Below are 17212 nucleotides of genomic sequence, written 5' to 3' on the forward strand. Positions count from 1 at the left end.
CTCAGTACCCCTGCCATGGCCAGACCCAGGACCAGCCCGGGCCGCGGAAAAAGGTGCCGACCGCGGTCAGCACCACCAGTTCGCACAGGAACCAAGTCATGATCCAGAACGAGATCGGCTTCGCGACCAGCCAACGGCGGAAGCGATCGGGTGGATGGGGCGCAGCCAGCGCAGCGATCACCATGAAGACCGCCACCACAATCGTCGGCGCCAGCGCGACGAATACGTCGAACACCACCAGAAAAATCGAGAACGCAACCACAACGACGCCGACGATCCGGAGCCGGCGCGCTTTATCGTTCAACCACAGCCCTTCCGATTCGATGTTGACGTTGAAGTACGGAATGATGATGAGCGCAATCACCACCAGCGTGGGAATCATCACGCCGGCGACCACCGGCGGGAAATAGTGGAGAAGCTCCTGCAATCCGAGGAAGTACCAAGGCGCCTTGGCGGGGTTAGGCGTGTGCATCGGGTCGGCAAGCCCCTCGAGCGGAGCGTCCCACAGCAGCGACATCCAGACGAGCGCGATGGCGCCGACCATGACGGCCACCGCCACCCGGAAGAATACTTCCGGGTAGGTCATGACCCGCTCTTCGTCCTGCACCACGACGGCCGGCGAGGTGCGGCGCGTGACGAACGCCACCCGCACCGGCGCCTTCCGCGCATCCGAGTTCATGCCGGCAATGAAATCCTTGTCGCTCATTTCGCCTCCGGCTCGCGCGGCGCGCCGGCGTAGAGTCCGCCATCCTTGCGAATGCGCCAGAAGTGAACCGCGATGAATGCGATTGCCGTCAGCGGCAGGATCATGCAGTGCAGGACATAAAACCGCAGCAGCGCGTTGGCGTTCACCAGGTTGCCCCCGAGCATCAGGAAGCGGATTTTTGCGCCGAACACAGGAACCGCCGACGCGATGTTGCTGCCCACCGTGACCGCCCAGTACGAAAGCTGGTCCCACGGCAGCAGGTAGCCGGTGTAACTGAGCAGCAGGGTAATCAGCAGCAGCACCACGCCAATCGCCCAGTTGAATTCGCGCGGCGGCCGGTACGCGCCGCGATAAAAGACCCGGAACATGTGTGCGAACACCAGGAACACCATGGCGTGCGCCGACCAGCGGTGCAGGTTGCGCAGAAAAACTCCCGAAGACACTACGAACTGCAAGTCCTTCATGTCGGCATAGGCCTGCGGCACCGACGGGTGGTAGTACAGCATCAGCAGGATTCCGGTGATCACCAGAATGAGAAACGAGGCGAAGGTCAGCGCCCCCAGATACCAGGTGACGCTGAAGTCCAGCGCGCGCCGCCGCGCTTTTGCGGAGAACAGGTGCAGAAAAACGTTCTGCTGGATGGCGAGCACGTCGTGCAGCCGGGTGCCGCCGCGCCCGCTGCGGAAGATGGAGCGCCACGCGCGGCTGGCGCGAAGGGTTTCGAAATAGGTGCCCAGCGTCTTCGCCATAACTAGACCTTCACCAACTGCCGCGACGAAAGCAGGACGGCGCGGTCCACCATCAGGTCGCCTTCATCGCTGAGCCACATGCGCAGCCAAGGCAGCGGCCGGGGAGCGGGACCCTCGATCTTGGCGCCGTCGCGTTTGAACTTGCTGCCGTGACACGGGCAGGCAATGATGCCGAGTTCCGGCTTCCAGGCGGTCAGGCACCCCAGGTGCGTGCAGGTGGCCTGCAGGGCGTAGAAACCTTGTGCGCTGTTGACCACGAAAATGCCGGTCTGGGGGTCGAGCGTCACCGAATCCATCGGGTAACGGTCGGGCTTGCCGGCGTTCACTATCGGGGACGGCTCGTAGAGCACGTTGGGCGAGAGAAACTGGTAGGCAAACGCCGCCGTACCCGCCGCCGCGACCGCAACCGAGCCAAGGCCGATCTTGACAAAGAACTGGCGCCGGTCGAGGCCCGCCTCTTTTATTTTCTCGTTCTCCGACATAACCATCCTTCACTTACCTGCGGTTGGCGCGCCGGCCGGTTTCACGTCCATCGTTTGCAGCGGGATGAGGCCGCTGGGTTCCGCCGATGCCAGCCGGTACGCTTCCATGGTGATGGTGTTCGCCGGGCAGCGCAGCGCACACAGTCCACAGCGGATGCAGCGCGTCTCGTCCTTAATCATGGCGGAGCCGGTGATGATGCCGAGTTCGTCGGCCGCCACGTCGTCCAGCTCGACTCCGAAAACCTGGGAGTTGTCGCGAATCGTTTCCAGCACGCCCGGCTCAAAGTCAATGCGGTCGAGCGATACCAGGCTGAGGCAGTTCTCGGGACAAACATCCACGCAGCCACCGCAGAGAACGCACTCGGTGCCGTCTTCCGGATTGCCTTCGAACACGGTGTTGATCCAGCAGCGCAGGCAGCGGCGCGCCTCGGCCATCGCCGATTCTTCGTCAAAGCCGATCTCGACCTCGGTGACTCCGGTGCGCCGCTCGATCGGGAGCATGGGCACATCCTGGCGAGCGATGTCCATGAAGTCGGCAAACATGCGGTGCCGGTCGAGAATGTTGACTTCGATCAGCGGCTCGGGATGCTTGCGGCCGCGCAGGAACTCGTCCATCGCAATCGCGGCTCGCTTGCCGTCCCCAACGCTGTCGATGATCAGGCGCGGGCCAAACACGCAATCGCCGCCGGCGAAGATTCCGGAAGCGCTCGTCATCAGGGTCTCGCGGTTCACTGCGATCAGCCCGCGCGGCGATGTCTGCACGCCATCTTCGGGACGCAGGAAATCGAGGTTGGCCGCCTGCCCGATCGCCATGATGATGGTGTCGCACTCCAACTGCTTTTCGCTGCCTTCCTCGAACGCGGGATTGAAACGGCCGGACTGGTCGAAGACCCACTTGGTGTCCAGCGTCTCCAGCGCAATCACTTTCCCGTCGCGGCCGAGGATGCGCTTGGGCCCGAACCCGGGGTGCATGATGATCCCCTCGGTCTCGGCTTCTTCGATCTCCTCCAGGGCCGCCGGCATCTCGTGCCGCTTTTCCAGGCAGACGATGTGGACCTCGCTGGCGCCCATGCGCAGCGCGGAGAGCGAGACGTCCACCATCTCGCGCGTGGCCACGGCGGCGATGCTGTCGTCCGACGGGACAATCTCGCCCTCAACGTGCTGTTTCACCACCTCGCGCGCGGCGGAACGGGCAACGTCCATGGCAACGTTTCCCCCGCCGACCACAATCACTTTTTTCCCGATGGTGAATTTGTAGCCGAGGTTGACGTTGAGCAGGAAATCGATGCCCTTGTGCACGCCGTCCAGGTCCACGCCCGGGATGCTGAGGTCGCGGCTGCGGTGGGCGCCCACCGCGATCAGCACCGCGTCGAAACCCTGGCGGCGGAGATCTCCGACTGTGAAATCGCGCCCCGCCGCGTGTTTGAGCTTCAAGGTAATGTCGCCGGTCTCCAGGATCTCGCGCACCTGCGCTTCCACCACGTCGCGCGGCAGGCGGTACTCGGGAATCCCGAGATACAGCATGCCGCCCGGCACGGGCGCGGCCTCGAAGATGGTGACCGAATACCCCAGCAGCGCCAAGTCGTGCGCCGCCGACAGTCCCACCGGCCCGCTGCCGATAATGGCCACCTTGAAACCGTTCGGCTCGGCGGCCACCGGCGCCAGGTCGCTGCGATGCCGCGACTCGGGTCCATAGCGCTCGGTGAGAAAACGTTTCAGGGCGCGGATCGCGATCGGCTTGTCGATCTCGCCCCGCCGGCACGCGGTCTCGCACGGGTGCGCGCAGACGCGGCCGCAGATGGAAGCCATTGGGTTGGGATCGCGGGCGACACGGTAGGCATCTTCGAACCGGCCTTCGGCGGTCAGCGAGACGTAGCGCCCGGCGTTGGTATGCGCCGGGCACGCCATCATGCACGGGAAATTGGTGTTCAACCAATCCCGGTCCACTTTCTTTTCGCTGAATCGCTTTTCCATGGCCGTCGCCCTATCGTCTCGTTTCCTACTTGGTGACCGTGAAGTCCGCCTTGGCGTCGCCCTTGACGGCAACCTGCTTCGAAGCCGGCTTCGCGCCCTCGTGCCAGGCCACCACCTTGTAATCGCCGTCCGGCAGGTTGGCGATTTTGTAGTTGCCCTGCGCGTCCGTCTCCGCGTAGTACGGAGTCGGCGACACGATGATGTAGCCGGACATTTCCGGGTGGACGTTGCACAGCAGCGGCACCACGCCGACCTTGTCGAACTTGAAGGCCTTCTTCTCGCCCTTGGGCCAAGTGCCGAGATTGTGCGTGGCCTTCTTGTCGCCGGAGATGTTAGGCCAGAAAACGTTGTGGGCCACGGTGTCGCTGTTGAGGAAGTCAACCGTCGTGCCGACCAGCACAACCGCGATGTGCGGCTGGAACATCAACCCTTTCTGATCGATGAGCACGTGTTTTTCCGGTGCGGGGAATGTCTTGCCCGCGATCGTGTCCACGTAGACAACCGATACGCCGGAGGCGCCGCTCACTTTGCCGCTCAGCGTGCCTGCCAGAGCGACCGCGGAAACCATCAGGACTGCCAGGAGAGTTGCAAGAGTGCGTTTCATGCGTGTCATTCCTCCAAATTTTGTGGGAGGTGCGGCGCACGCTGGTGCGTCACACCTCTGCGGTTCAGTACACGAATTCCAGTCCGGCCGTGGCCGTGTTGGTCCGGAACGGAGCAATCGTGACCGGTAAGCCCGTCAAGGGGTTGGTGCCGGCTGCGACCTGCTGCTGCGGGCGGAACTGGTATTCAAACGAGGCCTTGATGTTGGCGTGAATCAGGAACTGCACGCCGGGTGTGAAGCGGTTGCGCGTGTGCTGCGCCGGGCCGAAGAAGTTCCCGCCGGGAATGGACTCCTGCCCGTTGGCAAAATCCGCCCAGGAGTTCACGCCGTCGTAGCGCATGATGAGCATCATCCAGGGCAGGGGCATGTAATCGGCTTGTATGAAGCCGCCGCTGAAGGTTGCCGGCCTGCTGCGCACGAATCCCACCGGCACCGCTTCTGCTCCCGTCGCCACCGGCAGCGGGATCAGCGCTCCTTCCGAGTCGAAGGGCAGCAGGTTGTGGTCGCGGCCGTAGAGGTACTGGCCGAAGAGGTTGAAGTTGCGGTAAGTGAAATCGAAATCACCGCCCACGCGATAAAACGGCTCGCGTGCAGTCAGAGCCACGGCGTTGCCCAGCGCATCCGCGCCCACGAACCGCTGCACCGAGCGCCCGTAGTAGTAGAGACTGCCAAGCGTGAGATAGGTGTGCGTGCGCGGCCCCGTCGCTCCCGCTGCCTGGATTGCCCGGCGGCTTTCGCGATCCCGCTCCAGGTTGAACCGGTACGCGACACGTCCGTAGATGTCCTTGAAGTTGGCATCGGAAAAGAATCCCAGGCCGCCACTGTTCGCGCCCGTCGCCGACGGCACCAGGCCGCTGACATCAATCGCCTGTGAACCGGTGGTCTGGTTCACGATCGCCAGCGCCCAGAAGTAGCCGCCGTAGTGATGCCCGCCGCTGAACTCCACCCCCTGGGCGGCGCTGGACATGGCAAATCCGTTGTTCACGTTGTGCTGACCGAGGTTCGGATTAATGGCCCCGATCGCGGCTTGGTCGTAAATGTCCCACGGGCTGAGGTTCCAGCTCCGTGCCGGCGAGAAAGGCAGTTCCAGCTCGAACTGGCCAACGCGCATGTGGAGGCTGTCTTTCGGCAGATGCAGGAAGCGCCCGATGTTGACGAATTTCAGGTAGCCGTCGCCCAGCCCGCCGTTGCCGCCCGAACCGGCGACACTGAGGTCGTCGTCCACCCAGAAGGCGATGTCGCTGCCGAAGTTGCCCGCGGTGAAGATGCTGAACAGGCCGGGCTCGAAATCGGTTCGCGGAACAAATCCTGCGCCCACCGGGGCAAGATTCCCGCGATTTTTCCCCACCACCTGGAAGAAGTTGTTCATCCGCAGTCCGATCGGCGGCATGCCGGGAATCACTCCGGGCCAAACCGTCTTCGGCCAAAGCTCCTTCTGCGCGGGCGCGCCCAGCAGTACCGGCGGCACCTTGATGAAGCTCTCGTCATCGGTGGGGAACTTGAATCCCGCATCCTTGAACGCCTTGCCAAAATCGTTTAGGTGCGGAAAGTTATCGTGGCACGTGGTGCAAGAGGTCTGGTATTTGCGGGCGAACGCCGGGATCCCGTTCGCCTGCGGTGGTGTTACCAGCGCCACGGACAAGAGCAGGGCAAATACGACCACAATCATGATTGCCGCAGGTTGTTTGCGCATGAGCGCCTCCATTTACGACCTGACTCAACCGCTACTTTCGCGCCCCGGGTTGGGCTCGTCGCTTGCTTGCGTTACTTGCTTCCGCTTACGTAGGTGTGCGTCTGTACCGGCGCGCCGTCCTTGCCGTGGCAGGTCCCGGTCGTCTTGCAGCCGCACAATCCGCACTCGCCGACACAGCGCGAGCACTGCACTTCCCACACTCCCGGTTGCAGGCGAATGCTGCCCACGTGATGTCCGCAGTCGGGGCAGTACAGGTAATCCACACCCGGCAGCAGTTGCTGCGGATTGAGCAAAACCTGCCCCTCGCTTTCGCTATGCAACGCTTCGCGTTTGCGACTCTCCGATGTCATCTCTGTTCCTGCTCAATCCAGGCGGATCGTTTTCCTGGTTATGCCCGCCGCCGCCACCTCGACGTCGTAGCTGTGCTCGTCCATGGCTTCGTGCCAGATGCGCACCCGATGGCGACCCGCCGGCACGTTGTCGATCCGAAAACTTCCGTCGGCCGCCGTGCGCGCGAAATACGGGCTCTTTACCACCACGATGAACGCCGACATCTCCTGGTGCACGTTGCACAGCAATTGCACGACACCGGGCTGGTCGAACTTCACGCGCCGGCTCGTTCCGCGTCCGTATAACCCGAGGTTGAAACGTTTCGGGCTGGAGATGGAAAACACGTTGTGTGCCAGCGGATCGCTGTTGGCGAATTCCACTGTCGTACCCACCTGGATCGGCAGAACGTGCGGCACAAACCGCAGGCTCTTCTGGTCCATCAGGACCACCCGGTCAGGGGTAGGAAAGGGCCCTGCAACGTCGTCCACGTACGCTACGAATCCCGCCAAATCGAGCTTCGCATCGTGCGTCTGCACGCGGCCCTCGAGGGTCCCGGCGGTGGCGGATCCGGCAGCGAGAATCAGAATCGCTGCCCACCCGAAACCGCGTTGCTGCCCGAATCGCATCCGGCCCTTTCCTGTAGGGTTGTGTGTCGGGAAAATGAATTGCACGTTGCGTGCCGGGCGGCGCCGCCGAGGAGAACTTAAAAACGGTCTACATTTTCATCAGCTTGCAGCGATCTTCGGAAGGACGCACTCCTTCCCGACGATGGGAAGTGTTACGTGGAGGTAACAGCCCACAGTGGGTGTTACGCGGAGGAAACACTTCGTGCGGGCGGATCGCTGCCAGGCTGCCGCGGCTCGATCTCGAAGCGGTGCAACAGCTCGTAGAGCGACTTGCGGCTGATCTGCGCCTCGCGCGCGGCCGCCGACACATTCCCGTTGTGCCGCTGCAGCAGCGACACCAGGTATTGCCGGCCCTGAACATCAACCCACTGCTCGCGCATCGCCTTGTATCCCGGCCCGGCGTGCGCATCCTCGCTGCGCTGACGCAGCGCTTCCGGCAAATCGCGCAGGCGTACCGCGTGGTCCTCGCACATCACGATCGCGCGCTCCACCACGTTGCGCAATTCGCGCACGTTACCCGGCCAATCGTGATGTTCCAGGGCCTGCAGGGCGTCCGGGCTGATCTGGACCGGACCCTTGTTCGCGGCCTGGCAGAATTTCTGCATGAAATGTTGCGTCAGGATGGCGACATCGCCGGCGCGTTCGCGCAGCGGCGGCAGCGCGATGGTGACCACGTTGAGCCGGTACAGCAGGTCCTGGCGGAAACGGCCCTGGCGCGCTTCCGCTTCCAGATTGCGATTCGTGCAGCAGACGACGCGAATGTTGACCTCGATCAGCTTCTCGCCGCCGACGCGCCGGAACGCGCGCTCCTGCAGCACGCGCAACAGCTTCGCCTGCAGCTCGGCATTCATTTCGCCGATCTCGTCAAAGAAGACGGTGCCGCCGTTGGCCATCTCCAGCAGTCCGCGCTTGGCCTGGTTGGCGCCGGTGAAGGCGCCTTTTTCGTGGCCGAACAATTCGCTTTCCAGCAGGTTCGCCGGCAGCGCCGCGCAGTCCACCGGGACAAACGCCTTGTCGCGTCGCGCGCTGTTGGCATGGATGGCGCGCGCGATCAATTCCTTTCCGGTTCCGCTCGGACCCGTGACCAGTACGTCGGCGTCGGAAGGCGCTGCTTTGGCCACGGTGGCCAGGACCTTCTGCAGGGCTTCGCTGCGCCCGATGATCTGGTGCAGCGGGCAGCACTGCTCCAGATGCTGCATCTCGGGCGAATCGCCCTGCATCCGGCGCCGGTGATCCAGGCCCTTTTCGACCTCCACCAGAAACTGCGCCGACGTGAAGGGCTTGGTGATGTAGTTGAACGCGCCCTTCTTCACCGCCTCGACCGCCGATTGAAACGTGCCGTGGCCGGTGAACATGATCACCACCAGGCCGGAATCGATCTTGCAGGCGCGCTCCAGCACCTGCAGACCGCTCATGCCGGGCAGCTTGAAGTCGAGCAGCACCAGATCGAACCTGTTCTCGCGGATCAAGTCCAGCCCCGCTTCCGGCGTGGACGCCAGCGTCACTCGGTGACCCGCGTCTTCCAATATGGTTGCGCAGGTCTGCAACACGGCTTCGTCGTCGTCAATGATCAACACATGCTGATTCATACTGATTCACCCCTACGGAGAGCGAAACCACCACGGTAGTGCCCACTCCCGGCTCACTGCGAGCCCAGATTTCCCCGCCGTGGTCCTTGACGATGCCATGGCTGATGGACAGTCCCAGCCCGGTACCGCGTCCCGGCGCTTTGGTCGTAAAGAAGGGATCGAAAATTCGAGGCAGGTTCTCGGGCTCGATGCCCGACCCGGTGTCTTGTACCTCGACGCGTACGGCGCCGTCTTCCGTACAGTGCAGCGCGCGCACCGTAAGCGTGCCTCCTCCCGGCATCGCGTCAACCGCATTCGTAAGCAGGTTGACGAATACTTCCGTCAGCCGGCTGGCGTCACCTGGCACCGCCGGTAAAGACGGGGGAATTTCGCTCACCACTTTAATGGAGCTGCTCTCGATGCGGAAATGCACCAGGTCGAGCGCGGTGTCCAGCAACTCACGCACCTGGAGTTCGCCGATGTGCAACTGCGATTGACGCGAAAAACTCAGCAATCCCGCGACCAGGTTCGCAACCCGCTCCGCCTGCTTGACGATGGTTTGCAGACTCTTTCGGCTGCGCGGCGTCAGGGCGCCATCTTCCCGCTCCGCCATGTGACTGGACAGCGCCAGGATGCTGGTAATCGGATTATTGATCTCGTGCGCCATTCCGCCTGCCAGTTCGCCGATCGAGGCCAGTTTCGCCGCCTGCGCCAATTGTTGCTGCGTCTGCTGCAGTTCGGCATACCGCCGCTTCAATTGACGGTCGGTGTCCACCACGATGATCCCGATGATCACCGTCCCCAGCCCCAGCATCACGGTGAACGCGCAGTAGATGAAGATGATGTACTTGCCGATATAGGCGTTCACGTAATCCAGCGTTCCCACAAACTCGATGTGCTCGCGCCTGCCTCCTTCGCGGATCGGCAGCCAGATCATCTGGAAGCTGTTGCGCAGCGCGCTGTCAGCCTGTGCGCTGGTGGACGCATCGTCGGTGGTGATGGTTTCCTTCACCTCCCAATCCGGCAGGTAGCGAAACGCGGCGCGCTGTCCGTTCGCATAAACGTTCACCTCGCGCAATTCCGGCAGGCTGCCGAACTCCGCCACCACCCGCCGCAGCACTTCGGGATGATCGAAGATCTGCGGCATGGTCTCGCCGCGCTCGTGGTAGTAGATGTAGTGGCCGCGCAGGAACTCGGCCAGGTTCACCGACCTTTCTTCCGCCAGCCGGAAGTACTGGTACTTTTCCATCCCGGCGGTGATCATCATGATCAGGCTGGCAAGAATGAGGAACGTAAGGTTGAGGCGCACAAACACCCGGTCCAGCAAATGTTGCGAACGCTCGCCCACCGCCCAAGTAAACCCAAACAGGGAGAGCGACATCAGTTGCTCCTGCAGGTTCCACAGGAACACGCTGTTATTCGCCGGCGCCACCGTCGGCGCCGCGTGCAGCACGAAGACCATGGTTAGGCTGATCAGCGCCACTAGCCGAAACACGCGGCCGTTCCAACCGACATCGCCGCGCACAACCGCCCGGATGGGAAGCAGCAGCGCTGCTACAGCGAGGCCATCGCTCACCAGCGTCGCCCAGGAATGTGTGCCGTCAGCCGTGCCGTTTGCGGCCCCAGCCGCCACCAGGTCAATCACCACCAAGGCGAGCACCGTCAGCAGTCCGGCAATGAGTCCGGGAAAAACCTTGCGCTTGGCCGCGTCCAGGTAGGCGGCCACCATGATCAGTACGCCGGCCACCAGCAATCCGTGCGAAAACCGCTCGACGCCTGCCAGCCGCACCTGTTGATGGAGAAAGAATGCCACCGCGAAGCGCAGCGTCAGCAGCGCAAAGTGCAGTACCAGGGTGGCGAACCCAATCGTGATCAATCGTTCCGGCCGGCCCCGGACCCCCCGGTTGATGCGCTGGTGCACCAGCACCATGAACGCCAACCCGGCCAGCAGCAGGTGAAAGAGGTTGAAGATGAGCAAGGTTTCGGCTGTGCGGTTGGTCACGTGCCACAGCAGAGATTGCATAGCTTCACCTGCTCATTGGGCGCTTGCGCCGGCCGCGATAGGTCGAGCCGGAGCTGCGGCAGCAGGTGATCTTGATATGGATGGCCTCCACCCTCACCGGCGGCAGCGAGGCCAGTTTTGCGCACCACTCTCACCTCAGGCTGTGATGGACGTCACACATTTCTGTGAGGGCGGTCCTGCCGCGGTTCGGGACGTATTGTCGCCAAAGGAGACCAATCGGTGACGCCGCACCGGAGTATTTTCAAGATTCTTCTTCCTTCTTCGATTTCCGACACATCTAAGTACCGCGTTTCAGCCCATTGGAGTTGAAGGATATCCGCACGCAAGCGCCGGAATTGGACCCGGTGTTCGAGTCCGCGACACCTGCGCTTCAAGAGCTGTTGGAGATTCCGTTCAACCTCCGTCTGGTGGCGGAAATGCTTTCGAGCGATCTGAGCAATTCGGAGCTCACCGCGATCGAGACGCAGGTCGGGCTACTCAGCCAATACTGGCTGCATCGAGTGGTGAAGTCAGCTAGCGAAGGCACAGCACGGGAGTTGGTTTTGGTCGATGTGCTTCGGCCCTGGTTCTGGAGCGACGTCTCACCGTTTCCAAACTTCAGTTGCGTGATGCAGCCGCAACCAAGGAATTCTCGTCGCTTTGCTCAGACGATGTGCTTGTCGAACAAATTGCAAATCTTCACGGTCGCTACATCATTGGTTTCTCGCATCACTTGCTGTTCGACTATGCGGCGTCTCGTCTCCTTCTCGCCGCAGACTTCGACCGCTTTCTGACGTCCCTGGCGTCGGAGCGGGATCTGTCACTGTTCCTTCGCCCCAGCATTGATTTGCTCTTCAAAGAAGCGTGGTTGAAGAATCGGGACGCATTCTGGCGTCTGTTGCGGAGTCTTTCTGCTCATGAGAAGGTTCCCGCCATCGCGAAGATCATTGGTCCTGCGGTCATTCCTGAGCTGGCCGAGAACGAGCAAGATTTGTTGCCGTTGATTGAGGCTCTGAAATCAGCCAATGCGAAAGAAGTTGATTTGGCGGAACAGTGGATTGTTCACGTTGTAGGTGCCGTGCTTGCCGGCGTACCCACTTCGACTCTCAGCTTGTGGTCCCACTTTTGCCACCGGCTTGCTTTGTCGAAGTGCTCTCTGCGCGTCGTCGCGGTCTGCCAATCGCTGGTAGACCACATCGTAGAGAGGATGAATGAGGCAAAGACGAACTCGCTCGCAGGCACGCTCGCTCTCAGCCACGCTGCAGTTCTATTACTAGACCGCTTCCTCGAAATGGAACCTCGCGACGGTTGGCTTGTTGGTCGGGCTATCAGCAATGTCATGGACCTGTTTTGGGTAAATCGTGAGGAGTCGGCCCGAGCCGTACGAAAACTCATTGCACCCGAAGAGATCCGCAACAAAGGAGCGGAACAGGGGCACTGGATTTCACGTAAGGTCTCGCTTCTTTTTGATATCGATCCCCAGCTTGTCGCAGACATCTACATCGCGTTCTTCAGTTACGAAGAGGAATCCGAACAGCAAACGTCGATGAGCGAAAGCCGCATTATGGCCCTCACTGCCAATAGGCGGCAGGACTACCACCAGACGTACTGGCAGCTCGCCCAGGTATTCCCTCGTTATCTGGAAAAGAACTTTGATCGGTGCACTGAGATCGTGCTTGCGGCCGTGAATGACTATATCCCGCGCAAGCACGAGCCGCGTAATGCTGAGCAGGTCATCACTTATCAAATCGGGGAACAGGAACACACGGTTCTTGTGGACTATTCGGCAATCTGGGATGGTTCAACCGTTCGTGACGATGTGCTGAATATAGCGGATACGTACTTTCGCAAGCTCGAAGAGCTTGCAAGGTCGCCAGAAACCGCTTCGGACGCGGACGAAGCGGTTCTGCGGTTGTTGGACGACGCCAAATACGCATATGTGCCGCGCAAGATTCTCACGGTAGCAATGGCGTCCGGTGCTGGCATGACGAAAGTAGTGTATCCGTTGCTGGTCAGCGAATCTGCTTTGCTCTCTTACGATCTTTCTTCCGCAATCGGCGATCTGCTCAGCATCGGCTTCGAGGCACTGGACCAGAATCACCGGCGAGAAGTTGAAGCGGCGATTCACCATCTCTCCGATGATGCGATCGGTGAGGTTGCTGAGGCGAAAGCGCACTATCGTGACCGGCTGCTCGGCTGCATTCCGAAAGAGCTCTTGATGCTTCCGGAATCGATCGCGAGAAGGGATGAACTGGCTCGCGCCGGAGGTGCGCCGGAAAATCGCCCCCCTTCGTCTCGCGTGGTGCCCAGGCTTTTCAGTATTCGGACGTGGATCGGATGCGGGAGCACGGTGTGCCAGATGATGCTGAACCCAACGCGACGCTGCGCGAAGCGGGAGATAAGCTCTGGAGTTTTGCATCAAGATTCACCAACAGCATCCCCAAAAGCGGCGATGTGGAAAGTATTATGCCTGGACTGACATTCGTCAGTAACGCGCTCTCCGCGAACGATCCAGGCGTGCACGTAGAAGTGAGAAATTCTGCCGAAGCACACTGGATTGCTGCGTGTGCAGTCGTGGCGAAATGGAAGGATCTCGATTGTTCCACGTCTCTTGGGGAGACGGTGAAATCGATCTTGTTTTCTGGCTTAAATAGTCCAGTGCCAGAACACCATCCTGAATACGATGCCCAATTTGATCGCGCGCCGTCGTGGGGGGCACCCCTTCAGCGAATTGAGGCGGCGGCTGGCATAGGGTGTCTGCTCGCAAACAAGAAATGTCTCAATCCGGAAATCCTCGAAAACGCTCGTCGTGCATTGAACGATCCTGTACCCGCCGTGCGATTTCAGGTCGTCACGCGGTTGCTGCCTCTTCATGACGCCGATCTCGCCTCGCTCTGGTCGATCCTGCGTGATCTAGCGAGATCTGAGAGAAGCACAGGCGTCTTGGGCAGCGCGTTGTACGCGGTGGTGAACCCGTTGTCTGGCCGCTGCAAGAGCGAAGTAATTGATCTTCTGAATACAATTCTGTCCAGAAACGATCTTCCGAACGACGGCGGTGATGCCACCGAGTGGTGTTACCGCATCGCGACCGGTCTTTACCTCTGGCAGGGAGATGCCTCTGCTTACGCAGTGATTCAGCCGGTAATCGACGGTGAGGCATTCCGTCCGCGGCGCTCGGCACAATGTCTGAATGACATTCGGGGAGCGCTAACATTTTCGTCAGATGTGCCGAAGGAAAGTGACGCTGACATCAGGAAACGGTCCTTTGGCCTGATTGAGACCATCATCCGTTCCGCTTCGGTTCGGATGAACAAGTTGATCCATGGCGTCGCGGTCAAGGACAGGTCGGAGCAATGGCAGAATGATTTCAAAGAGCTTGCCCGGCTCATTGATTACATCGGGAATCAACTGTATTTCTCGATTAAAGTGCAACGGCCACCCGCGCGTTGCTGAATCGGAGGAAAGAAACTGATGGCAACGCGAGAAACCAATCAAGCAGGTTCCGTGACTTTTGATAAACGAACCCGCACCTGGTACCTCCGGTGGCGCGACGCCGATGGGCGGCGCCGCGCTTTTCGGATCGGTACACAGGAGCAATACAGCGCCAGAGAGCAAGCCTCACTCTGCCGTGCCGCAGTGCGCATGCGGGAGAGGATCAATCAGCCGGCGGAGCCAGAGGGTATCACGGTCACGGCGATCGCTGAACGCTACATCGCGGAAAAGCTACCGCCGCATTTCTCAACCGCAAGTGACTACAAGCGCCTTCTGAAGGCTCGCATTTTACCTCAGTGGGGAGACGCGCTGATTTCTGACCTTCGCCCCGCCCCGGTAGAAGCGTGGCTGAAGAGCCTCGGGCTCGCGCCCAAAACCCAGGCCAACATCCAAGGCGTTCTCCGAATACTCATCGAGGCCGCACAGTTCTGGGGATATCTCAAGATCGAACGGAATCCTATGGAACTGGTTAAAATCCGCGGCTGTACCATTCGCCAGAAAGAACCGCAGATTCTGACCGTCGATGAGTTTCATGAATTGCTGTCGAAGATTTCCGACGAACCACTTCGCACGATGCTGCTGTTCGTTATGTGCCTCGGACTCCGTTTCTCTGAGCTCATCGCGCTGAAGTGGTCGGACTTCGATTGGAAAAACCTCAAGGTCCACATTCGCCGCGGCGCGGTACGCCAGCGCGTAGGCGAGGTGAAAACCAGCCGCTCACGCAAACCGTTGCCGATGGACCCACAACTCGCCGAGCTAATGCTCACCTGGTACCGCGCAACTGCTTTTGCCGGTCCCGAGGATTGGGTGTGGGCATCACCATATCGCAACGGCCGCCAGCCGTACGCCTACAGCAAGCTCTACCAGGCGCTCAAGGAAGCCAGCAAGAGCGCCGGCCTGGGTGCGATCGGCTGGCATACGATGAGACACACGTACCGCTCATGGCTGGATGAAACCGGGGCGCCGATGACGGTGCAGCAGAACCTCATGCGGCACTCCGACATCCGCACCACCATGAACATTTATGGAGACGCCATCCCGGATTCACTCCGGAGTGCGCACAGCAAGGTGGTCAGGATGGTGATTCAGTGAACGTGGACTGTGGCAGTCCAAACCGCGTCTGTAACTGATTGAAAACTTGGAGCGGGGTACGGGAGTTGAACCCGTTTCACAGGCTTGGGAAGCCTGGGCACGACCGATATACCAACCCCGCTCGTCAAAAAGGCGTCCGCTTCAGAGGTCTCTCGTCGGCCCTGCGGGCCTCGCTCGGGATTTCGCCTGCGGGCTCACACGCCCGCAAAGCGGCTCAACCTGGGCACGACCGATATACCAACCCCGCCCGCGCCTGCAGTACGAAACTCCCCTATTGGCCAACTTTGGGCAGATGTGGGGCGCCTTGCGGCACAGTCCGTAGTGTAGCAAAAGGTGGTCTCGCACCCAAGCGCTCAGGCGGCCGTCCTGCTCCTACGACGAAGTTTGCAGCTTGTACTTGCGGCTGGCGGACTTGCCGCGGTGGCTGGCCTGTATGAGCAGCGCGGTAGCGCTGAGGTCCAGATCCTTGAGGGCGAGCTGTACGTCGGCAACTCCATCGGCGTTGGTGGTCGCATAGAGGTAGTTAGCGTGGGTTTTGCCGGAGGTGATGCGGCAGCTTATCTGGGCGCCGGCGGCGGGACCGTCTTCATCGCCAATCTCCACGCCGATGGTGAGCGCACTCGCGTCGGCGCCGGCCGCCGGCGGCCGACATTCCAGCGAGAGGCCTTTTCCCATCAATGTGCCGGCAGGGATCAAGCTCAATCCGGGATCCACCGGCTTGCTGGCTACGGCGGCGGCAAACTGGGCGGCGAGATCGTCCACCGGGGCCGTGTCAGGTGCGGCAGCAACCGCCGCCGGCATCATCTCCGGTTCGATCACCACGGTATCGGGCTCCTCCGGTTGAGAGGCGGTGTCAGCGGCCGCCACAGCCGGTATGGCGAATTCGGCGATGTGCGCCGCGGCTGCGGGCGGTGGCGCTTCCGCCTGCGCATGCTCGGAGCGCTCCCCGAGTTCGGCTTCGATTCTGCCTTCGCGGACGGCGGCCACGAAGTGCTTGTGCTGATCCTTGAGCATCTCGTGCATGTGCTCTTCGGAAAAGCCGGGCTGCTTGGTTTGTTCCGCGTAGGAGGCGGTGCGTTTGCCGATACATCGGCCTTTCACGAATACCAGGGTCTGCAGCACGAGTTCGTGCTGTCGAGCTTCGCTCTGCACGTGGTACACGGTGTCAGCGAACCTGACGTCGGTATTGAAGCCGAAGATCACGCACGTACCTTAGGAGATTCCTGGCGCTGAACTGCCGCTGATTTTCGGCCTTGCGGCATGGATGGAACGCCGCACTGAACCCGCTCGCAATGGCTGCAAACCCGCTTCCCACGGCCCTGCCGAGCGTGCTTGACACTGCACAGCAACGAAATCTATATTCGATGGTTTATTCCGCGCTTGGGCGCGAATTATATACAGCTCCCCTTATGCCGGACAACTACTTTGCCCGCTACTTGCCGCTCTTGATTCAGCTAGGAGCCGCTTTGGCGCTGGCGGGCGCGATGGTGATCCTCTCCACCTTCGTCGGCAAACATCGTTACAATCGCGCCAAGATGTCGCCCTATGAATGCGGCATGACCCCGGTGGGCGACGCCCGCGAACGTTTCTCGGTGAAGTTCTACCTGGTCGCGATGCTGTTCATCCTGTTCGACGTGGAAGCCGTCTTCCTCTATCCCTGGGCGGTGCTGCTGCGGGAGCTGAAGATGTTCGGCTTCTGGGAGATGCTGGTGTACATCGGCATCGTGCTGGTGGGGCTTTTCTACGTGTGGAACAAGGGCGTGCTCGACTGGTCGGGCACAGAGCGCATCGGCGCGAGGGCTGGGCGGACTTCGGCCGTGATGGCCGAACCGGCGGCAGCGCCTGACGCCACGCCGGTCTTCTCCGGGCCGGTGGAGGGGAGCAGGCCCTGAAC

General features: G+C 61.1%; 15 protein-coding genes and 1 tRNA gene. 4 read left to right on the top strand and 12 right to left on the bottom strand.

Going from position 1 to position 17212, the window contains the following annotated elements; all coding sequences use genetic code 11:
- Position 1: 1 nt before the first annotated feature.
- The 10 genes from LAN70_16375 to LAN70_16420 form a co-directional block, all read right to left on the bottom strand.
- Complete coding sequence (locus LAN70_16375; GenBank protein MBZ5512725.1) at positions 2–706, bottom strand: hypothetical protein; 705 nt, start codon at positions 704–706, stop codon at positions 2–4.
- Positions 703–1455, bottom strand: a complete 753-nt coding sequence (locus tag LAN70_16380) for a cytochrome b N-terminal domain-containing protein (protein MBZ5512726.1) — start codon at positions 1453–1455, stop codon at positions 703–705. The genes LAN70_16375 and LAN70_16380 overlap by 4 nt, the downstream gene beginning before the upstream one ends.
- A 2-nt stretch (positions 1456–1457) precedes the next feature.
- On the bottom strand, positions 1458–1937 hold the full coding sequence (locus LAN70_16385) for a Rieske (2Fe-2S) protein (GenBank protein ID MBZ5512727.1): 480 nt from the start codon (positions 1935–1937) through the stop codon (positions 1458–1460).
- A 9-nt stretch (positions 1938–1946) separates the two neighbouring features.
- Positions 1947–3911, bottom strand: a complete 1965-nt coding sequence (locus tag LAN70_16390) for an FAD-dependent oxidoreductase (GenBank protein ID MBZ5512728.1) — start codon at positions 3909–3911, stop codon at positions 1947–1949.
- Positions 3912–3936: 25 nt separating this feature from the next.
- On the bottom strand, positions 3937–4515 hold the full coding sequence (locus LAN70_16395; protein ID MBZ5512729.1) for a carboxypeptidase regulatory-like domain-containing protein: 579 nt from the start codon (positions 4513–4515) through the stop codon (positions 3937–3939).
- 64 nt (positions 4516–4579) lie between these two features.
- Positions 4580–6208, bottom strand: a complete 1629-nt coding sequence (locus tag LAN70_16400) for a hypothetical protein (GenBank protein ID MBZ5512730.1) — start codon at positions 6206–6208, stop codon at positions 4580–4582.
- 71 nt (positions 6209–6279) lie between these two features.
- Positions 6280–6558, bottom strand: coding sequence for a hypothetical protein (locus LAN70_16405; GenBank protein ID MBZ5512731.1), 279 nt, complete (start codon positions 6556–6558; stop codon positions 6280–6282).
- 12 nt (positions 6559–6570) lie between these two features.
- Positions 6571–7164 (bottom strand): carboxypeptidase regulatory-like domain-containing protein, encoded by a 594-nt coding sequence (locus tag LAN70_16410; protein ID MBZ5512732.1) that lies wholly within the window; start codon positions 7162–7164, stop codon positions 6571–6573.
- A gap of 182 nt (positions 7165–7346) precedes the next feature.
- Positions 7347–8753, bottom strand: coding sequence for a sigma-54 dependent transcriptional regulator (locus tag LAN70_16415; protein ID MBZ5512733.1), 1407 nt, complete (start codon positions 8751–8753; stop codon positions 7347–7349).
- Positions 8728–10755, bottom strand: coding sequence for a hypothetical protein (locus tag LAN70_16420; protein MBZ5512734.1), 2028 nt, complete (start codon positions 10753–10755; stop codon positions 8728–8730). The genes LAN70_16415 and LAN70_16420 overlap by 26 nt, the downstream gene beginning before the upstream one ends.
- A 601-nt stretch (positions 10756–11356) precedes the next feature.
- Here LAN70_16420 and LAN70_16425 point away from each other — a divergent pair.
- The 3 genes from LAN70_16425 to LAN70_16435 are packed head-to-tail and all read left to right on the top strand — an operon-like array spanning position 11357 to position 15318.
- Positions 11357–13213, top strand: coding sequence for a hypothetical protein (locus LAN70_16425; protein MBZ5512735.1), 1857 nt, complete (start codon positions 11357–11359; stop codon positions 13211–13213).
- Positions 13201–14187 carry a hypothetical protein gene (locus tag LAN70_16430; protein ID MBZ5512736.1) on the top strand — a complete coding sequence of 329 codons (987 nt, stop codon included), beginning with the start codon at positions 13201–13203 and terminating at the stop codon, positions 14185–14187. Before LAN70_16425 ends, LAN70_16430 begins: the two co-directional genes overlap by 13 nt.
- 18 nt (positions 14188–14205) lie before the next feature.
- Entirely contained in the window at positions 14206–15318 is a 1113-nt protein-coding gene (locus LAN70_16435) for a site-specific integrase (protein ID MBZ5512737.1), read from the top strand.
- 47 nt (positions 15319–15365) lie between these two features.
- Here the strand turns inward: LAN70_16435 and LAN70_16440 are convergent.
- Together LAN70_16440 and LAN70_16445 are read right to left on the bottom strand one after the other, a co-directional pair.
- Positions 15366–15439: transfer RNA gene (locus LAN70_16440), tRNA-Gly, on the bottom strand.
- Between the two features lie 251 nt (positions 15440–15690).
- Positions 15691–16521, bottom strand: a complete 831-nt coding sequence (locus LAN70_16445; protein ID MBZ5512738.1) for a hypothetical protein — start codon at positions 16519–16521, stop codon at positions 15691–15693.
- Between the two features lie 206 nt (positions 16522–16727).
- On the opposite strand from LAN70_16445, the gene LAN70_16450 reads away from it, so the two are divergent.
- The gene (locus tag LAN70_16450; protein ID MBZ5512739.1) at positions 16728–17210 is read left to right on the top strand and encodes an NADH-quinone oxidoreductase subunit A; all 483 of its coding nucleotides are present in this window, start codon (positions 16728–16730) and stop codon (positions 17208–17210) included.
- Positions 17211–17212: the final 2 nt, after the last annotated feature.

It is taken from the genome of Terriglobia bacterium, from assembly GCA_020072845.1.
GTDB lineage: Bacteria > Acidobacteriota > Terriglobia > Terriglobales > Acidobacteriaceae > JAIQGF01.